The organism is Gilvimarinus xylanilyticus, assembly GCF_024195295.1.
Lineage (GTDB): Bacteria > Pseudomonadota > Gammaproteobacteria > Pseudomonadales > Cellvibrionaceae > Gilvimarinus > Gilvimarinus xylanilyticus.
Genome location: NZ_JAMFTH010000005.1, coordinates 33,986 through 48,600, shown reverse-complemented (window position 1 = coordinate 48,600; position 14,615 = coordinate 33,986). Strand labels below are relative to the sequence as shown.

Below are 14,615 nucleotides of genomic sequence, written 5' to 3'. Positions count from 1 at the left end.
CTTACCAGCACCAGGAGTTTGGCAGCTGCTTCAGTAGTTTTTTGCGGCTGCTTATTAACTCTTTGTAAGAGGCCATCAGCGAAAAGTCCACCCCCTGGCCGGCCAGTTTCAGCTCGTGTACCTGGCGCTCGAGGCCGGTAATTTCCGAGATCAACTTCTGGCGCAAATCACCCGTGTGGTTAATGTTAATAGACACCCCAAAGCTTGGGGTTGTGCGTGCGCGAGCGTGTGACATAACAATGGTCCTTTTGGTCACGTCTGGCCAACATCAATAGTTGAGGCTGCCGTTAGAAAATTGAGATTAGCACGCTTTTGCGGGGGCTGTTATATCAATTGGTGTTTTGCTTGCCGCGCAATTTCCAAAGTGTGTTATATGTCCATTATCGCTGCTGTTCCAGCCAGGCTTTGGCCATAAACAAAGCGGCAATGGTGCGCCCCTCTATTACGTCGTCGCGCATGACCAAGTCCATAAGGTCATCGATATTGCAGGGCACCACCTCTAGCGGCTCGGGCTCGTCGCCGGGCAATTTTTGGGCGTAGAGGTCACGCATAATCAGCACGTTTATCTTGTGCTCCATATACGAAGGCGACAGGTGAATCTTTTTCAGCCAATGGATATTATCGGCGCCATAGCCCACCTCTTCTTTTAGTTCGCGGTTGGCGGCTTGCTCGGGTGTCTCGCCCCGGTCCATCGCGCCTTTGGGCAATGATAAATGATAGTCCTCCAGCCCTCCGGCGTACTCGCGCACCATTAACACCGTGTGGTCGTCCACCATAGGCACCATAAGGACGGCGCCGGGACCGCCGCTGCACAGCTTTTCGTAGACGCGCTCTTCGCCGTTGGAGAAAGTCAGATGAAGCTCTTCAGCGCGAAACAGGCGACTTTGGGCCACGGTGGTGCGCTGGGTAACGTCGGGTTTTACAGGCATGGATGATTAACTCGGCTCGTCATTTTCTCTATGGTAGCAATATGCTCTTACGGCTGCAGTAACATTGAGATTGTCTCTGGCCTGGGGGACAATGATAAAATTACGCGCTAAACGCAATGACGAGGTAATACATGATCGATTGGCAGGCCATAGACACCGTAATGTTGGACATGGACGGTACCTTGTTGGATCTGCACTTTGACAACTACTTTTGGTCCCAGCACCTGCCCGCGCGCTACGCCGAAATTCACGGCCGCCCCTTTGACGAGGTGCGCGACCAGTTAGCGGCGCAAATTGCCTCCCACGAGGGCAGCCTGCAGTGGTACTGCCTGGAGTTCTGGTCCGAGGCGCTGGATCTGGATATCGTTGCGCTCAAGCAGGAAATACAGCACAAAATTCAGATTCGCCCTCATGTTGAGCTTTTCTTGCGGCGCCTGCGCGAACACGGCAAGCAGGCAATGCTGGTGACTAACGCCCACCCGCAGAGCATGTCGCTAAAGTTTGAACTAACCCGCATTGATCAGCACCTGGATTTGATTATCTCGTCCCACGAATTTCAGCAGCCCAAAGAGGCGCAAGCCTTCTGGCAGCAACTGGCGGCGCGCGAGCCCTTTGACCCGGCGCGCACCCTGTTTGTGGACGATACCCTGCGGGTGTTGGATTCGGCCCGCGATTACGGCATTGCCCACCTGCTGGCCATTCACCAGCCCGACAGCCAGATACAGCGTCGCATAGATCAGTACCCCGCCATTGAGCACTTTAGCGAAATCATGCCCCCGGCAAAGGCCACCGCTCATGGATAAAGTGCGCATCGACAAATGGCTGTGGGCGGCGCGATTTTTCAAAACCCGCAGCCTGGCCAAGCAGGCCATCGAAGGCGGTAAAATTACTGCCGATGGCCAGCGTATAAAAGCCAGCCGCGAAATAAGCTGCGGGGTTATGCTCACTATTCGCCAGGGTTGGGACGACAAAACCGTAGAAGTACTGGCACTGTCGGATAAGCGCCGTGGCGCCCCCGAGGCGCAGCGGCTTTACGCCGAGACCGAGGCCAGCATCAAGCTGCGCGAAGAGCGGGCTGCACAGCGCAAAGCGGGCCTGGGGGCGTTTATTGCCAGCGAACACCGCCCCAACAAAAAGCAGCGACGGCAAATACACCGTTTTAAGCGAACGATGGACGAACAGGACTAACCACTACCAAAAGGAGTGACCATGAAAGGACTAATGGGAAAAGGATGTATCGCCTTGGTAATACTGGGTTTGTGCGCGCCGCTACAGGCCGAGCTATACCGCTGGACCGACAGCGACGGCAAGGTTCACTACAGTGACCGCAAGCCCAACCATGACGAGGCGCCCGAGGTAGAAAAACAGGAACTTAAAGCCGTTAATATAGACACCAGTAGCGACACTACCAGGGCAATGCGCCAGGTTTTTCCCGACCGGCCGCCCCCGAAAGACAATGCCAGCGACGCTGAAAAGCAGCAGCGCCAGGCGCAAATTGAAGCCCATTGCCGCGAGGCAAAACGCTATTTACGAGACATCACGGGCCCGGTGCAGTTTCTCGACGAAGACGGCAATATGATGGACGTCTCCGAACGCGAGCGCAAAGCGCACCAGGCCGAAATGGAAAAATACGTTAAAGAGCACTGTTCCTGAATGACCACCTCAACCGATTTACTGCACCGCTTTATATTTGATGAATGTGATATTCGCGGCGAAATAGTTACCCTGGGTGAGAGCTATCGCCAGGTGTTGGACAGCAACGACTACCCGCCCGCCGTACAGCATTTGCTGGGCGAATTTTTAGCGGCGGTAGCCCTGCTGTCCAGCAGCTTAAAATTCGATGGTTTAATCAGCCTGCAGGCGCGCGGCGAAGGCGCTATTTCACTGATTATGGCCGAGTGCAGTCACGACAACCAAGTGCGCGGTATTATTCGTCCACGCCCCGGCCAGCCCCTACCTGAGGACATTCCCAGCCTGGCGCAACTGTTGGAAAAAGGCGTGCTGGTGATTACCCTTGAGCCCAAAATTGGCGAGCGCTATCAGGGCATTGTGCCCCTGGATGCCGACACCCTGGCGGGCTGCTTAGAGCACTACTTTAAACAGTCGGAACAACTGGAAACCCGCTTTTGGATCGCCGCCGACGAACAACACTGCGCCGGGTTGCTGCTGCAGGCATTACCGCTGCAAGTTGCCCCCAGCGCCGAGGTCAATCGCGACAACTGGCAAACCGCTATCGCGCTGGCCGAAACCGTCACCCCCGCCGAGCAGCTTGGCCTGAGCCATCCGGATTTACTGCACCGCTTGTTTAACGAAATGCCGGTGCGCTTATTCAGCCCCACCCAGTTGCACTTTCACTGCAGCTGCTCGCGCGAGCGCAGCGCCGCCGCACTGGAATCGTTAGGGCGCGAAGAGGTAGAACAACTGTTAGCAGAAAAAGGCACCATCGAAATCGATTGCCAGTTCTGTAATCAGCTATACCGATTTAACGCCGAGGATGTTCGCGAACTGTTTGGCACGGGTACCCTGCACTAATGAAATCGTATTGGATTATCGCGCTGGCACTGCTGGCGATTAAGCCGTGCCTGGCAGAAACGACCGAAGCGGAAAAACGCTGGGAGCTGGGCATTGGCGTGGGCGGCATTTACTCGCCCGATTACAAAGGTTCAAAAACCTATCGCGATTATATAGCGCCCATTCCCTATGTGGTGTATCGCGGCCCGGTCATCCGCACCGACCGCGATGGCGTGCGCGGCGACTTTTTACGCACCAACGCCTTCGAGTTTACCGCCAGCGGTGCGGTATCGGTGACCCCCGACAGCGACAAAAACCCCCTGCGCCAGGGCATGCCCGAGCTTACCTCCACCCTGGAGTTGGGCCCCGCGGTTAACTGGAACTTAACCGGCGACGATTTTTCCACTGGCCTTTCGGTCACCCTACCAGTACGCGCGGTAATCGCCCTGGGCGACGGCTCGCCCGACTATGTTGGCCTGGTCAGTGCGCCGTCTTTAATCTACCGGCGCAGCTTTAAAGGCGGTTGGAAGTCTACCCTGCGCGCCGGCCCGGTATTCGCCAGCGGCAAATACCACGACTACTACTATTCGGTAGACCCGGAATACGTAACCGTCGAACGCCCCGAATTTAACGCCAGCAGCGGCTACAACGGCTTTAATGGTCAGTTCTCATTAAGCCGCCGCTTCTCCGATTACTGGTACGCCTTTTACGCCCGCTACTCCAACATTCAGGGCGCCGATTTTACCGACAGCCCCCTGGTAGAAACCGAACATAATATTACTGCCGGCTTTGCCGTTAGTTGGGTGTTTTTATAAAGATGGCCTAAGCATAGCAAGCGAAGTCTTCCCGCACGGCATCGAAGGGGCTGATCACGCCCAGCTTTCCGCTTTTCACCACGTGCGTGTAAATTTCGGTGGTTTTAAGGTCGGTATGGCCCAGCAGGCTTTGAATAGTGCGTAAATCGTAGCCTTGTTCCAACAGTCGTGTCGCGAAAGAGTGGCGAAAAGTATGGCAGGTCACGTGTTTGGCAATACCGGTGGTTCGCAAACACTTTCTGAGGTGTTTGGTAACGGCGGTGGCGTGTAAATGATGTCGTCGAACAACCCCCGTACGTGGGCAGGCCCCGGGCTTTGAAGACGGGAACAGATACTGCCACTTGGTTTGCGACGCGGCGCTGGGGTACTTTCTTGCGAGGGCGTCTGGTAAAAATACCTCGCCCAGCCCCGAATCTAAATCCCGCTCATGAACGGTCGCAACCAGCTTGGCTTGTTGGCGAATGTCATGGATCAGGCTCTCTGGAAGCACGGTTGTGCGATCTTTGCGCCCTTTTCCGTGGCGAACCGTGAGAATTTGATTGTCGATATCGATGTCCAGTAGACGTAGCGACAAACACTCCGCCTGGCGAAGCCCCGAACCGTACATTAGTGCAAACATCAATCGGTAGGGCTGGCTGGACGCCCCGATCAGCTGCTTTGCCTCAGCAGTGGATAACACGGTGGGTATTCTCTGGTTGACTTTGGCGTTTTGGAAATCAAGATTCTTCAGTGGCCGGCGCAAGAACTGCCGATACAAAAATACCACAGCATTGAGCGCAACTTTTTGAGTACCGACGGAATTGTGGCGGCTGTTGGCTAAGTGGGTCAGCCATTCCTCCACATGAGATTCGTTCATATCCAGCGGATGAGCGCGACGGTGAAAGCGGATATAGTTGAGTATCCAATGGATGTAGGTTTTTTCAGTTTGATATGAAAGTTGCCGAAAGCGAATAAAGGCGCGAAGCTGGTCGACAAAGCGCACAGGTTTTGCCGGCACATAAACGGGTACATCAGTGGGCTCATCCATAAAAAACCCCCAAAAGCTGTGTTTATGTACAGGCTAGAAGCCTGTACAGGCATTGTCAAAGCCGTTTTCATAGGGACTGAAGTGGATCGGCACGCCAAGCGACATAATCATCGAAGATAATGTCCAAAAAATCAGCAACTTAGATAAGGCTTGTTCTGAATAGTGATATGGCATAAAGTCAGGAATATACAGAATCAGTCTTTCTTTCCCCGGACAAGGAAATGTCAAAAATCGCCTTTATCTTTATTAAAATCAAAACGTTGCGGCCACCTTGTTACCCCATTTCTAAGGGAGTTATATTGCCGCGGGGAATTTTACTTTGTCTTTTGAATTAGCTGTTAACCGATTGGGATAGAGATGCTTTTGGAAGGAGAAATCTACACATACAAAGCGACGAGGTTCCGCTGGGAGTCGATGAGGATTCTCAAGGTTTCTGATGGCATCGCTCATATTCGCATCTATAAGAAAACGTTTTTTGAGCCTAAGTTAAGCAAGTTCAAAAAAGATTCTTGGGTGATTGGTCACCTACCAATTGCAATAGAAAGCCTGGATATATCAACGCTTAAATACGTAGGGCGCCTTCCTATAGAAGAAGACGAGTTGGAGGGATATCGTATTTGGGAGGAGGAAGCAGATGCCGGGGTCTTTAGTTGAACCCGGTTAACCAGTGCGTCAACGGGACCGCTTTGTTCCGCTGCCGCTCCACAAATCGGCCCGTTACGCCGGCGTTATGTGTGCTCGGTGGTTAATCAGTGATTGAATTTCTACAAAAGTATGCGGCGGAGTTAATTGCCGCTTTTGCAGCTATATTGGCTGCATTGGCGAACTGGCGAGTAGTGCAGGCGGAAAGAAGGGTAAGGATTCTTCAGAAAGCGGAGAGGCGTACCGACGTACTAGTTGAAATCGAATATCAAAATGCTGTTATAGGAAAGCTTGCACTAGTTACTGCTCAAAAGATCGAGCTTTTACAGCGGTTTCCTACGGTACTATCTTTCACTGATAGCGAGATGAAGCGCTTGCATAGCAACCTTGACATGCTTCGTACTCTGAAAAGTCAAGAGGAAGAGCAACGCAAGCTTGGCGAATTGGCGGGAGGCGGAAATAACGTCACTTTGCACCACCAAGCGTTAGCAGATATACGTCGTCTTCGTGTTCGGCTCGAAGCAGAGTTGGAGAATGAAACCAACCACTACAGTCAGCTTCTGGAGGCCGCTCGTGATAAAGACACATAACCAAGCCATTAAGTTCGCGCACTTTGTGCGCCGGACCTCGTTTCACTCGGCCGCTTATGGCGGGCGTTAAGTGAGTAAAGGAAATGACAAGTGAATCGATATTTTTGCTTGCTACAGGTCCATTCGGACTCTACTGTTTGGTGTTTCCGTCCCATGCGGGAAGAATGATTGCGGTGTTAATGAGAATCACAGCGAAACTTCAATTTACTAGATTTTCTGAATCCGACACGAAAGCCAGGCCAATTTTCATACGAATTATCGGAGTAATGAATCTATTTATGGCTGGTCTTATATATTTAAAGGGTTTTGGCAGCTAATGAAAGTTTCATCACTTAACAAGGTGGTGTTGTCGCCTTCGGCTGGGACTGCCATTCCGCTGGCGCTCCATGTCAGCCCCAAACCACGGCGTTAGCACCGAAAAAGAGAAAGGCCTGAAGCAAGGGGATTCAGTTTGAGAGATTTCAACAACAATGGTGGCATCAATGTAAAGGGAGACTTCAATGTCACTGACAATTCCCACAATGAGCATAAGTTACTGATCCACTGCTCCAATGAAGAATTGTTGCGGGAGCGCCCTTTCAGGCAAGAGAACATTAAGATCGAACAGGGTCGTAAGGTCAAACGCTTGAAGCCTTTCTATGCAGTTGCACTGATACTTTTGTTGGCAGCCGCAGCTTGGGGTGCATGGGAAGGGAAAACGAACCTCGTTTCTATCCTACTGGGAGCAGGCTCTTTTCTAATTGGCTTTCAGTCTATCCGGGCCACCTTTGAGCCAAATCCATTTCAGATAGAAGAGCGAAACGCGGTGAATGAGATCAATAAGATTCTGAAGCAGAGACGAGCCGAGTGAAGTGCTAACAAGGCAATTAAATTCGTTACGGCCTGCGGCCTTCACCGGACGCCCTTTTCAGGGCGCCGTTTATTGCTGGCGTTATATTCTTCATCAAAAAGGTATTGCATGAATAATAAAATTGAAGAAATTGAACATCTCATCGAAGGTGTTTGTCGATCAGTTTCAATGAGTGATGCAAAAGATAAAATTACAAGATTAAAATTTCTTGCTGCAAATTTGGATGCAAATGCTTACGCGAAAGATAAACTTAGCGAAGCTATTAACCATGCGATAAATGTTTCAAAAAATGGTTCTGACAAAAGCAGACACACTCAATTAATGTATAATTCCTGGTCAGTATTTGAGAGTATATATAACGATACTGAAGTTTAGGTCTGTAAATCCAGAATATAACAAGAATGTTAAACGGCCAACAAGGCCAACTGAAGAAAATTATAGTCGGCCTTGTTGCCGCTTACATTGGCGTTATATGCACCAAGCATAGAGAGAATAATGATCGACCAAAAGGAAATTGAAGAGTTAGTCCGGCTCAAAGGAACAACCCTCTTCCACCGGGAAGGGCAGGAATTAGAGTTCAAAGAACAATTTAGCCTTGCCGGCCTAGCTGATTATTTCAGGGACTTCGCCGCATTTTCAAATAACCGTGGTGGATACTTGATACATGGCATAAAAGACACGCCTAGGACTAGAACCGGGCTTTCGGAAAAATCAATCGAGCAATTTGAAAAAATAGATCCAGAAAAGATCACAGGCTACCTTTTAGAGATTTTTTCGGCAGATATTCGCTGGGAACAGTCATTATTTGAGATAGGCGGAGTTAGTATTGGGGTATTTAAAATATATGAAGCGTCCGTTAAGCCAGTAATAGCCAAGAAAGACGAGGGTAAAGATCAGATAATAAAAAATGGCGAAATTTATTATCGATACGGAGGAAGGACTCAGAAAATCCAAGCTGCCGAGCTTGAAAATATAATCAACAAGCGAGTAGAGCAAAACAATCAGCAATGGCTCGACTTAATGTCAAAGATAGGTAGGGCTGGGCCGCAGAATGCAGCCATATTGGACACAGAGCGCGCTCTGATAGAGAAAGATGATTCTCGCGTTCTTGTATTAGATGATGATCTAGCCAGTAAATTAAAATTCGTCAAAGAAGGTCAGTTTGTAGAGAAGAATGGAGCTGCGACATTGAAGTTGGTTGGTGATGTCGTGCCAGTGGATAGAGTAGAAGTTGTAAAACGAGTCAAAGAAAATCTAACTAAAGCATACCCTCTGTCTGCTCTTGAATTAGTAGCAGAAGTCCAAAAAGCATATCCTTTAGCAAAGCAGGGTCAGGTATGGGATGCAATAGCTGATAATGACATGAAGAATAACCCAGATTATTCCGTCTACAACTTCAGGAACAAACGTCAGGAAGACACTTATAATGAATCGGGTGTTTTGCCAAAGGCTATTCCAAGTATTTATAACGAAGACGCTGTGGCATTTATAGTTAAGGTACTCAAAGAGGCGCAGTGAAAGCATATAACAAGGTTATCAACTTCGCGCCTATGGCGCCGGACGCAGCAAAGCTGCGCCGGTTATAACGGCGTTAAAACTCAGGAGGTGTCGTGCCAACCGTCAAAGAAATTATCGCTAAAGGAAAGTCCGGAAAAGTAAAGGGATTAGATTTCGTATCCTATAAAACTGACAAAGGTTATGAGCTCCACAGCAACGAAAAGATGCAGCTCACTGGCGAGACGCTCCAGAGTTCTACAAATAAGATTTGGGTTGAAACGCTCGATGAGGCAGTGGACTTACTAAAAACTGAAAAGTATCGAATTAGACTGGTATGCAATGATGTTTCACCGCCACAGCGAAATATGCGCGAATGGAAGGCACTAGAAATTGTGTTCTAAAGTTTTAACAAGGCAATTAAAGACGCCTGCGGCTGGACGCGCTTACGCGCGCCCTTTATTGCGGCGTTAAATGCCAGGGAGAGTCATGAAGAGAATTGTAGGATACGCGCTCTTTTTTGTATTGGGTGTATTTTGTACATACCCATACAATGCTTATTGGGATGCCCGCGAGCATGCAGCTTTGGATATAAGCTCAATATCAGAGGTTCTCGTCTATCAAAGCCTACTTATGGAGACTTATACCAAGCACTGCGATATAGAGGGATATGATCGATGGCGAGATTTCTTTGAGAGTTCTATTGAAACCTACAACTTTCGGCTTGATAGAGGTGAATCATTTCCCTTTGTAGATTCCCCAATGTATTTCGATGAACATCGAAAGCGATCCGAAAACTATTCTAATGCTCTGATTGATTTCGATGAGAATGTCGAGAACTGTCAGCAAGAATTTAACAAGTAAAATCAGCGGATAAACCGCTGTTTTAGGCGTTAGCTTCTTATCTGAGTCGGAGTTTTTATGAATGCTGGTGACGTATTTCTTGTTAAGGGGACGGAGAAACACTCTAAATGGCTATCTGCCCTACAGAAAGCTATTTACCCCAAGGCATCTTCCAGCCACGTACTAATTTCAGTAGGTGATGGAGCATTTGTTCATGCAACAACTTCTAGTGGAGTAGATTTTGAGCGTTATGATCATCTGTTAGGTGAAATCGAAGACGGCTGGAGGGTTATACGAAATAAGCGAGTAGATGACTTAAAATCACAAGAACTTCAGTTGGCCGCCATATTTTTCGTAAAACAAGCGTATAACTACAAATTCATGTTTGAAAGTAATGATCAGACTTCATTCTGCTCTGAACTTGTAGCAAAGGTATACGCCAAATGTGATATTGAGCTCTTTGGAAAAAACACGGGGAAAATTACCCCTGCGGATTTTGATAGAGCCGCTGATACTGACTCTGAATGGGAAGATGTCACGGAAGAGTACAGAGCCTTATTTGCTGAGAATGACAAGATTAAGCACATTTTTGACATAGCTTACTTCACTCTAGTGGCAACTACCCAAAAAAGAAGTTACATGATGAATGCATATGACGGGCTTATTGAGGCGTTTGGTCAAATGGCTGAAAAAGGCTTAGTCAGCAAAGAACTTCATTCGAAGATGGTCGAAATGGAAACGGATTTTAGGGCTAAAAAGAATATATCGTTCTGGAATGAAAAGAAATATCCACCAAAGAATAATGAAAGCTAAAAAGGCCATCAATTTGACAGTTTTTCCGTTGCGCCTTTTGTGCTTAAAAATAGCACAAAAGTCTCCACTCCAAAACTGCAAATTATGGCAGCGTTAGTGGTCTAAGGGCCGATATGGATAACACGGTAATATTTTATACACAGATTGTTTCGGTCGTTGTATTTCTATTAGCGCTATTTGGCGTCTATCGAATATTGATAAGCCAAAAGGATGCAACAATTGAGCTCCTAAAAGAGCGGGTATCCATTCTTAAAGATCGGCTCGAAAATGAAGGCTTTGATCCACTGAATGAAGCTCTGTCTAAGAGAGTAACCCACCTCAATGAGGAGCTTGGTCGCCTGAATGAAGACAAAGAAACCAACAGAGAGTTAATCTCAAAAAAGGAAGCTGAATTAACTCAAGCAACAGAGTTTTATCACCGGTTGCAAGATATTCATATGCATTTATCTGGTATGTCTGTCACTTATTTTTGCCCATTGTGCGAGGAACCCACCTTATATATGGTAGATGCAAAAGTTGGCTTTATGGGTAACGAAGAGAAAAACTTTCTCGTTAAATACTCATGTGGATATAGTGAACTTAATAAAAAGAAGGCTTCTGATTGTAAGAGGTTAACCACTAACAAGGTGCTCTAGTCGCTGCGCTGGGACCTCCGTTCCGCTGCGCTTCACTACGGCCCCTAAGCACGGCGTTAAGTAAAATGACTAGGAAAGTACTTTTATATCTGAGATATTTCATCTACGGGGCCATTAGTGTCATGGTCCTGGGCTACCTTATGGAAATATCCACTCCAGGAAACGACGGTGTATCTCCGAAGTTAGTTGGTTACCTTGGTTTAGCGGGTGGCGTTTCCTTCTTGGTATCGAGCATCTCCTGTCACGTTCTTTACCTTTTCATAAAGGATTTGATCTATGGAGATACTTGAATGGCTATTGGCCGTGATATTTGCAGGGAGCTTACTCTATCCAATAGGTTATTGTTTTTATCGTAGAGTTCCGAATAAGCTATTTTACTTATCTTCAGTGGTTGGCGTCTCATTTGTCGTCCACTCACTGCTAGCTTTAGCGGTGTTACCTATTGCTTTGGTAGTGATTAAAATAATACCGCAGTTGGCAGAAAATGGTGTAATCGTCAATATTTTGCCTTTGTTGCAGCTAGTCGATGTGATTCATAACCACTATTTTCTAGTTCTCACCCCAGTATTGTGTATTGCATTGCCGCACCTAATTAGACGTCGCTATGCAATATTCACTTAATGGCGTTAGCAGCGCTCCAGTCCCTTCCCAAAATTGCAAAACCTCCCGAAAAGGTATAATTTATATACCATGAGCCAATTTGAATACGACTCTACTAAGAGCCAAGCGAATCTAGAGAAGCACGGCATCGACTTTGATGATGTTCAGGAGCTTTGGCAGGACTCAGGTGTTGTAGAAATTGACGCCAAAACGATCGATGAGCCCCGGACGTTGGTTATTGGCTACATTGGAACGAAGTTGTGGTCGGCAATAATTACCTACCGAGAGGGCGCCATCCGCATCATCTCGGTTAGAAGGGCGCGAAAATCAGAGGTAGCACTGTATGAAAGCTGAAGAGATAGATAAAAGGTTCGACGATAACGAAGAAGACCTGCTAGAACACCTTGATTTAAAGACCGCAAAGCGACCGAATCAAGTGCAGAAGCGTGTCAACGTAGACTTTCCTACTTGGATGATTGAGTCGCTCGACCGTGAGGCGAGTCGCTTAGGCGTCACTCGGCAGTCGATCATAAAAGTATGGCTCGCCGAGCGTTTAGAAGACGCGGCTGCTAACAAAGCATTTCAGCGGACAAGCCGCTGAATGCGGGCTCTATTTTTCTTGAGGTAGAATTTTGCTAACCGATGAGCAGAAAAAGTATCGAGACCGTGCGAACCGGGCGCGAAGAGAGCTTTTTAAAGAAAAGGAGAAGTTTGGCGCGATTTCAGACGGCTCAGGAAAACGTTACCGGGTGTGCGTCTACTTTGTGCTGAGTGGTGCTCCAGAGAAAGCCGCAGATTTTATAGAGTGGTTTGAGCAGGAGTTTGCCGATGACATTGGCGAGCCTGCATTCCTTCTGTATGCCGCACTGGCCTGCTACCGCGTAGGCTCTGTGGGAAAAGCGCGGAGTTATCTGCTGGATGCTATGTTAAGCAACATCTATATGCTTCCGTATTTGTTTTCGCGCCCAATGCCGAGGCAGGACATGTGGCACTCATCCAACTGGGTGGGGCCAGACTACATCTATGAGATTAAGGAATTGCTCGAAGAGCCGACGAACCAGGAAAGGAAATGGATTGCAACACAATTCGATGGTGAACTCTTCACGATGGTTCGAGAGAAATACGTGGAGACATTTCGGGCGTTGCAGCATGCCAGCGATTTCGATACCCGTAGTCGCATTCTTACCGAGTGGCATGACTATGTGGCCTCCGTCGGTGCAAAGGAAATATAACCAGTCATTTCAGTTCGTTCCGGCTCTGAAGGGCCTCCACCGGATGGCCTTTTCTTCCCTTCGCTGCGTAAAGACAGCGTATAGAATAACGAGCCTTGAATGAGTGAGACCTACGAGAGTGGTAAAGAACAAAAACCGACCAAGTATATTGCTTTTGGCGTTTGCTTTGGGTTGTTATCGGGCACCACTGCAGGAGTCATTGCGGGCGTATCGACTGGTTTAATTGCTTTAATTTTACCTTTGTTGTCCGCCATTGGGTTAGTGGTTGGTATTCTTATCGGGCTGTTTTGGGCGAAAAAGAAAATCACATAACAAGACGCATCAATTCGCTATAGCCTTCGCCGGATAATGTATTGCGGTGGCAACCAGTTAACCGGCTTTGCAGCGAAGCCAGGGAAATCAAATACATGAAAGCCTTGATGCTTATCGCATTGGTAGCGCTGGTTTCGTGCCGCAGCGAAAGCGAAGCGCCAGCGCCATGGATTAAGCCGCAAACCACTGTCTTGGGGTGCGAAGACTATCAGTCTATAGAGGTGAGGCCGGGGGTGTTGTACAACAACGTCTGGAACAAACACGCCGACGAGAGCGGTGCCTCAGTCCAATGCCTGGAATCAAAAACAGTTGATGGAGTGGTTGAGTACGGGTGGTCATGGAGTTGGCCGCAGGATAAGCGCGTCATTTATGCTTACCCTCAAATTAAGCGTGGGGCTTCTCCTTGGGTAAGGAACCTCTGATTAAGTCCTCAGCAGCCTCTGGCTTACAGAGCTTTTCGAGATCAAGGCGGCGAGCCGATGGCGTGCTGACGGCCCGGTGAGGTGAGCCAACGCAGAGGTCGGAAAGCTCTGCAAGCCCCGAAGGGCGCGGCCAAAACGTCCCTCCACTGTGTTGCCTACACGGATGTAGGTAAGGGCCGTGAGCAGGACGCGGAAGGCTTGCACTTCTTGCCAAGGGCTATGGCCATTACCTGCGAAGCGCGCCAAGGGCAATGGATTGCCCGAATGCTGGAAAGGCAGGAGCATTTTCCGGCGAAGGAGTGAACGTTTTGGACTCGCGCAGAGGCCGCTGAGGACTTAATCAGAGGTTCCCTAATACCGATAGTAGGTTTCCTGCAAGAATCTCATCTTTACGAACACTGAAGCTAGCTTTCGATACTGAAACGACTACCAATGGTGTTCATAATCTCGCAGCCTCAATGTGGATAACGAAAGAGCCGATTAATAACGATGCGCCAAACCCGTCGTCGATAGCCGCCGAGGTAATGGTCTGGACTTATTCCACGCCGGGACATTTCGATCCTGCTGGCAAGAAAACCGGTGAAATTTCGGTGGGTGGTATGGATTGGGAAGTTTGGGTGAATAGAAACTGGAAGGATGTCTCCGGTGTAAACCAAAATCGGTGGACTTACATCACTTACCGAGCTACGAAAAATTCGCTGAGTGCAAATATAAACTTGTTGAAATTGCTGCAGTATGTGATCGATAAGCAGCTAATCTCGACAGATATGTACGTCTCGGATCTTGAGCTTGGCAACGAAATCATGAACGGTTCTGGCATCACCTGAATTGAATCATTTAAGGCGGTCGTTCAATAGCCGCGCATAATATGCTTTTGGAAACGCTTTTTCAGGCGTATTC

22 protein-coding genes and 1 pseudogene are annotated in these 14,615 nt (G+C 48.4%); 20 read left to right on the top strand and 3 right to left on the bottom strand.

Annotated elements, in window-relative coordinates:
• Position 1: 1 nt before the first annotated feature.
• Positions 2-235: a hypothetical protein gene (locus M6D89_RS13855; protein WP_253968678.1), complete on the bottom strand. Its 234-nt coding sequence runs from the start codon at positions 233-235 to the stop codon at positions 2-4.
• Between the two features lie 145 nt (positions 236-380).
• Entirely contained in the window at positions 381-929 is a 549-nt protein-coding gene (nudE, locus tag M6D89_RS13850) for an ADP compounds hydrolase NudE (protein ID WP_253968677.1), read from the bottom strand.
• 131 nt (positions 930-1,060) lie between these two features.
• Between nudE and yrfG the strand changes: the two genes are divergently transcribed.
• The 5 genes from yrfG to M6D89_RS13825 are packed head-to-tail and all read left to right on the top strand — an operon-like array spanning position 1,061 to position 4,255.
• Positions 1,061-1,732: a GMP/IMP nucleotidase gene (gene yrfG / locus M6D89_RS13845; RefSeq protein ID WP_253968676.1), complete on the top strand. Its 672-nt coding sequence runs from the start codon at positions 1,061-1,063 to the stop codon at positions 1,730-1,732.
• Complete coding sequence (locus M6D89_RS13840) at positions 1,725-2,117, top strand: RNA-binding S4 domain-containing protein (RefSeq protein WP_253968675.1); 393 nt, start codon at positions 1,725-1,727, stop codon at positions 2,115-2,117. The genes yrfG and M6D89_RS13840 overlap by 8 nt, the downstream gene beginning before the upstream one ends.
• Positions 2,118-2,138: 21 nt before the next feature.
• Positions 2,139-2,582: a DUF4124 domain-containing protein gene (locus M6D89_RS13835; protein ID WP_253968674.1), complete on the top strand. Its 444-nt coding sequence runs from the start codon at positions 2,139-2,141 to the stop codon at positions 2,580-2,582.
• The gene (gene hslO, locus M6D89_RS13830; RefSeq protein ID WP_253968673.1) at positions 2,583-3,461 is read left to right on the top strand and encodes an Hsp33 family molecular chaperone HslO; all 879 of its coding nucleotides are present in this window, start codon (positions 2,583-2,585) and stop codon (positions 3,459-3,461) included. It begins immediately after the preceding gene.
• The gene (locus M6D89_RS13825; protein ID WP_253968672.1) at positions 3,461-4,255 is read left to right on the top strand and encodes a MipA/OmpV family protein; all 795 of its coding nucleotides are present in this window, start codon (positions 3,461-3,463) and stop codon (positions 4,253-4,255) included. Before hslO ends, M6D89_RS13825 begins: the two co-directional genes overlap by 1 nt.
• A gap of 7 nt (positions 4,256-4,262) precedes the next feature.
• On the opposite strand, the gene M6D89_RS13820 is transcribed toward M6D89_RS13825, so the two are convergent.
• The gene (locus M6D89_RS13820; protein ID WP_253968671.1) at positions 4,263-5,282 is read right to left on the bottom strand and encodes an integron integrase; all 1,020 of its coding nucleotides are present in this window, start codon (positions 5,280-5,282) and stop codon (positions 4,263-4,265) included.
• A gap of 363 nt (positions 5,283-5,645) precedes the next feature.
• Here M6D89_RS13820 and M6D89_RS13815 point away from each other — a divergent pair, with 363 nt between their 5' ends.
• The 15 genes and pseudogenes from M6D89_RS13815 to M6D89_RS13745 all read left to right on the top strand — a co-directional run.
• A complete protein-coding gene (locus M6D89_RS13815; protein WP_253968670.1) occupies positions 5,646-5,936 on the top strand; it encodes a hypothetical protein in 291 nt (96 codons plus the stop codon).
• A gap of 98 nt (positions 5,937-6,034) precedes the next feature.
• The gene (locus M6D89_RS13810) at positions 6,035-6,514 is read left to right on the top strand and encodes a hypothetical protein (protein WP_253968669.1); all 480 of its coding nucleotides are present in this window, start codon (positions 6,035-6,037) and stop codon (positions 6,512-6,514) included.
• A 451-nt stretch (positions 6,515-6,965) separates the two neighbouring features.
• Positions 6,966-7,364 (top strand): hypothetical protein, encoded by a 399-nt coding sequence (locus M6D89_RS13805; RefSeq protein ID WP_253968668.1) that lies wholly within the window; start codon positions 6,966-6,968, stop codon positions 7,362-7,364.
• Between the two features lie 108 nt (positions 7,365-7,472).
• A complete protein-coding gene (locus tag M6D89_RS13800) occupies positions 7,473-7,739 on the top strand; it encodes a hypothetical protein (RefSeq protein ID WP_253968667.1) in 267 nt (88 codons plus the stop codon).
• Positions 7,740-7,859: 120 nt separating this feature from the next.
• Entirely contained in the window at positions 7,860-8,882 is a 1,023-nt protein-coding gene (locus M6D89_RS13795) for an ATP-binding protein (protein ID WP_253968666.1), read from the top strand.
• A 92-nt stretch (positions 8,883-8,974) separates the two neighbouring features.
• A complete protein-coding gene (locus tag M6D89_RS13790; protein WP_253968665.1) occupies positions 8,975-9,262 on the top strand; it encodes a hypothetical protein in 288 nt (95 codons plus the stop codon).
• An 85-nt stretch (positions 9,263-9,347) separates the two neighbouring features.
• Complete coding sequence (locus tag M6D89_RS13785) at positions 9,348-9,722, top strand: hypothetical protein (RefSeq protein WP_253968664.1); 375 nt, start codon at positions 9,348-9,350, stop codon at positions 9,720-9,722.
• 57 nt (positions 9,723-9,779) lie between these two features.
• Complete coding sequence (locus M6D89_RS13780; protein WP_253968663.1) at positions 9,780-10,514, top strand: YiiX/YebB-like N1pC/P60 family cysteine hydrolase; 735 nt, start codon at positions 9,780-9,782, stop codon at positions 10,512-10,514.
• A gap of 113 nt (positions 10,515-10,627) precedes the next feature.
• Positions 10,628-11,149, top strand: coding sequence for a hypothetical protein (locus tag M6D89_RS13775; protein ID WP_253968662.1), 522 nt, complete (start codon positions 10,628-10,630; stop codon positions 11,147-11,149).
• Between the two features lie 276 nt (positions 11,150-11,425).
• Entirely contained in the window at positions 11,426-11,770 is a 345-nt protein-coding gene (locus M6D89_RS13770) for a hypothetical protein (RefSeq protein ID WP_253968661.1), read from the top strand.
• Positions 11,771-11,839: 69 nt separating this feature from the next.
• Positions 11,840-12,103 (top strand): BrnT family toxin, encoded by a 264-nt coding sequence (locus tag M6D89_RS13765; protein ID WP_253968660.1) that lies wholly within the window; start codon positions 11,840-11,842, stop codon positions 12,101-12,103.
• Positions 12,093-12,350, top strand: a complete 258-nt coding sequence (brnA, locus tag M6D89_RS13760) for a type II toxin-antitoxin system BrnA family antitoxin (protein WP_253968659.1) — start codon at positions 12,093-12,095, stop codon at positions 12,348-12,350. The genes M6D89_RS13765 and brnA overlap by 11 nt, the downstream gene beginning before the upstream one ends.
• A 31-nt stretch (positions 12,351-12,381) precedes the next feature.
• Entirely contained in the window at positions 12,382-12,981 is a 600-nt protein-coding gene (locus M6D89_RS13755) for a hypothetical protein (protein WP_253968658.1), read from the top strand.
• Between the two features lie 99 nt (positions 12,982-13,080).
• A complete protein-coding gene (locus tag M6D89_RS13750) occupies positions 13,081-13,293 on the top strand; it encodes a hypothetical protein (RefSeq protein ID WP_253968657.1) in 213 nt (70 codons plus the stop codon).
• A gap of 787 nt (positions 13,294-14,080) precedes the next feature.
• Positions 14,081-14,542 (top strand): annotated as a pseudogene (locus tag M6D89_RS13745) (GH12 family glycosyl hydrolase domain-containing protein); the annotation flags it as partial.
• Positions 14,543-14,615 lie beyond the last annotated feature (73 nt).